Annotated in this window: 3 protein-coding genes; all 3 read left to right on the forward strand. The window is 70.6% G+C overall.

Features of this window, described 5'->3' with window-relative positions; all coding sequences use genetic code 11:
• Window positions 1-177 precede the first annotated feature (177 nt).
• Window positions 178-1,902, forward strand: coding sequence for a CocE/NonD family hydrolase (locus Q8Q85_07545; protein ID MDP3774110.1), 1,725 nt, complete (start codon window positions 178-180; stop codon window positions 1,900-1,902).
• 11 nt (window positions 1,903-1,913) lie between these two features.
• Window positions 1,914-2,687, forward strand: coding sequence for an SGNH/GDSL hydrolase family protein (locus Q8Q85_07550; protein MDP3774111.1), 774 nt, complete (start codon window positions 1,914-1,916; stop codon window positions 2,685-2,687).
• 35 nt (window positions 2,688-2,722) lie between these two features.
• Window positions 2,723-2,982 (forward strand): DUF188 domain-containing protein (locus tag Q8Q85_07555; GenBank protein MDP3774112.1); only part of this gene is annotated, 260 nt, incomplete at its 3' end.

The following is a 2,982-nucleotide window of genomic DNA, read 5'->3' on the forward strand; positions in this document are numbered from 1 at the left end:
GCGCGCGCCGCCTCGGCCAGCCCACACCATATTCACCCCAACGGAGGAAGAATGCCGCCGTCCAAGCGCAGCCTCTTTTTGGCCTGTCTGATGCTTGCCTGCGGTTCACCGGCCCCCTCCCAGGTGCCCTCAAGCCGGCTCGACAGCCTCTTCGACCGGCGCGAAGCCCGCATTCCCATGCGGGACGGAGTGCAGCTCTTCACCGTCATCCTCACGCCCAGGAACGCGGCGGGCACGCCTCTGCCCATCATCCTCTCGCGCACGCCCTACGGCACCAGCGGGTGGGGCGGCACCTTAGGCATCCTCTACGGCTTCCAGGAGCTAATCAAGGACGGCTACATCTTCGTCTTCCAGGACATCCGCGGCCGTAACCGGTCGCAAGGCACTTTCGTCATGAACTGGCCCGCCTGCGCCACCCGCGGCCCGGGCTGCCTCGACGAGGCGACCGACACCTGGGATACCATCGAGTGGCTCCTCCGGAACGTCCCCAGCAACAACGGCCGCGTGGGACAGCTGGGGATCTCGTACCCGGGCTACCTCACCAACGCGACCGCGTTCGAGCCGCACCCGGCCCTCAAGGCGCTGAGCCCGCAGGCCACCATGGGCGACGCCTGGATGGGCGACGACTTCTTCCACCAGGGCGCCTTCCGCCTCTCCTACGGGCTCGAATACGCCTGGGAGATGGAAGCCAGCTCGGACGGGAGCATCACACCCGCGCCGGGCCGGTACGACACCTACGACTGGTATCGCTCGTTCCCCACCCTCGGCGCGCTCGCCGACGCGGTGGGCGCGAGCGCGTGGCCCACCTGGCGGCGCTTCGTAGAGCACCCTTCCTACGACTCCGTGTGGCAGGGACGCTCCACGCCGCGGCAGCTGCGCAGCGCGCCGGTACCCACCCTCACCGTCGGAGGCTTCTGGGACCAGGAAGATGCCTACGGGCCGCAGGCCACCTATGCGGCCATGGAGGCGGGCGACGCCGCGCGGCGCAACTTCATCGTCATCGGGCCCTGGTACCACGGCGAGTGGTTCCTCGAGGCCGGCGACTCGCTCGGCAACGCGCGCTTCGGCAGCCCGACCGCCGAGTACTACCGTCGCGAGATCGAGGCGCGGTGGTTCGCGTACTGGCTGAAAGGCACGGGCGGCGGCCACTTCGCCGAGGCGACCGTGTTCGATGCCGGCGCCAGGCGGTGGCGGCAATTCGACGCGTGGCCGCCCCGGGAGGCGGTCACCAGGAACCTCTACTTCCACCCGGCCAGCCGACTGTCGTTCGAGCCGCCCACCGACGCGGCCGGCTTCGACCAGTACGTGAGCGACCCGGCGCATCCGGTGCCCTACCGCCCCCGGCCGGTCGAGCGGACCTATGCCCCTGGCTCGCGGTGGAAGCGCTGGATGACCGAGGACCAGCGCTTCGTGGGAGGACGCGCCGACGTCCTCCAATGGCAAACCGAGCCCCTCACCGAAGACATCACCGTCGCCGGCGACATCGTGGCGAAGCTCTTCGCCTCCACCACGGGGACCGACGCCGACTGGGTGGCCAAGCTCATCGACGTGTACCCCGACTCGGTCGCCGACCGGCCGGGGATGGGCGGCTACGAGTTGATGGTGGCGGGGGATGTGATGCGCGGGCGGTACCGCAACAGCTGGGAGAGGCCGGCCCCGATCCCCGCCAGCACCCCCACGGCCTTCACCGTGGATCTGCACCAGCAGGCGTACACCTTCAGGACCGGCCACCGGATCATGGTCCAGGTGCAGAGCACCTGGTTCCCCCTGTACGATCGCAACCCGCAGACCTACGTGCCGAACATCTTCCTCGCCCGGGCTGCGGACTATCGCGTGCGGACCCACCGCATCTACCGCGACGCGCGACACCCCTCGCACGTACAGTTGCCCGTAGTGCGATAGCGGGCGCGACCGTGACCACCCCGCCCCGCTTCGAGCGCTACGTCGCCATCGGCGACAGCTCCACCGAGGGCCTCGACGACCCCGACGGCAACGGCGGCTATCGCGGCTGGGCCAACCGTCTCGCCGAGAAGATCGCGGCCGCGCAGGGGTCGCTGCTGTACGCCAACCTCGGCGTCCGGGGCCGCTCGACGCGCCGGATCCGCCAGGAACAGTTGAGTCCCGCCGCGGCCATGCGGCCCGATCTCGTGACGCTCTTCTCCGGCACGAACGACGTCGTGAAGCCACGCTTCGATGCCGGCGCCCTCGCGCGCGACGTGGAGCACATGCAGCGCACCTTCATCGTGGGCGGCGCCACCGTCCTCACCTTCACGCTCCCGGACCTCACGCCCGTTCTGCCGCTCGCCAGACCGATCGCCGGGCGCATCCGCCTGCTGAACGAGACGCTGCGCAGCGTCTCGGCCTCCACCGGAGCCGTTCTGGTCGATCTCGCGTCGCATCCGGTGGCCTCCGACCCGCGGATCTGGAGCCCGGATCGGCTGCATGCCAACGCGGTCGGGCACACCCGGATCGCCGCGGCGCTGGCTCACGCGCTCGGACTTCCCGGGACCGACGAGACGTGGGCGCTGCCGCTGCCGCCGGTGGCGCCGCCCACCATGCTCGAACGGCTCGCCGCGGAGATCCGATGGGGGCGCCGCTTTCTTCTGCCGTGGGCCTGGCGCCACCTGCGGGGGAGCTCCTTGGGCGACGGCCGGGGGCCAAAGCGTCCCAACCTGGAGCCGCTCTGAAGATCTGGATCGACGCCGACGCCGCGCCACGCGGCGTGAAGGAGCTCGTCTTCCGGGCCGCCAAGCGGCTCCAGGTGCCCACGGTCCTCGTGGCCAACCAGCGGCTGCAGGTTGCGCCCGGCAACTCCCTGGTCACGGCGGTCCGGGTCGAGGGCGGCCCCGACGTCGCCGACCGGTACATCGCCGAGCATGCCGAAGCCGGCGACCTGGTCGTCACGCAAGACAGTCCCCTCGCGGCGCTGCTGGTGCCGATGCAGGTGGCCGTGCTCGATCCTCGCGGAGACGAGCACACGCT

The sequence above is a fragment of the Gemmatimonadales bacterium genome (assembly GCA_030697825.1).
Taxonomy (GTDB): domain Bacteria; phylum Gemmatimonadota; class Gemmatimonadetes; order Gemmatimonadales; family JACORV01; genus JACORV01.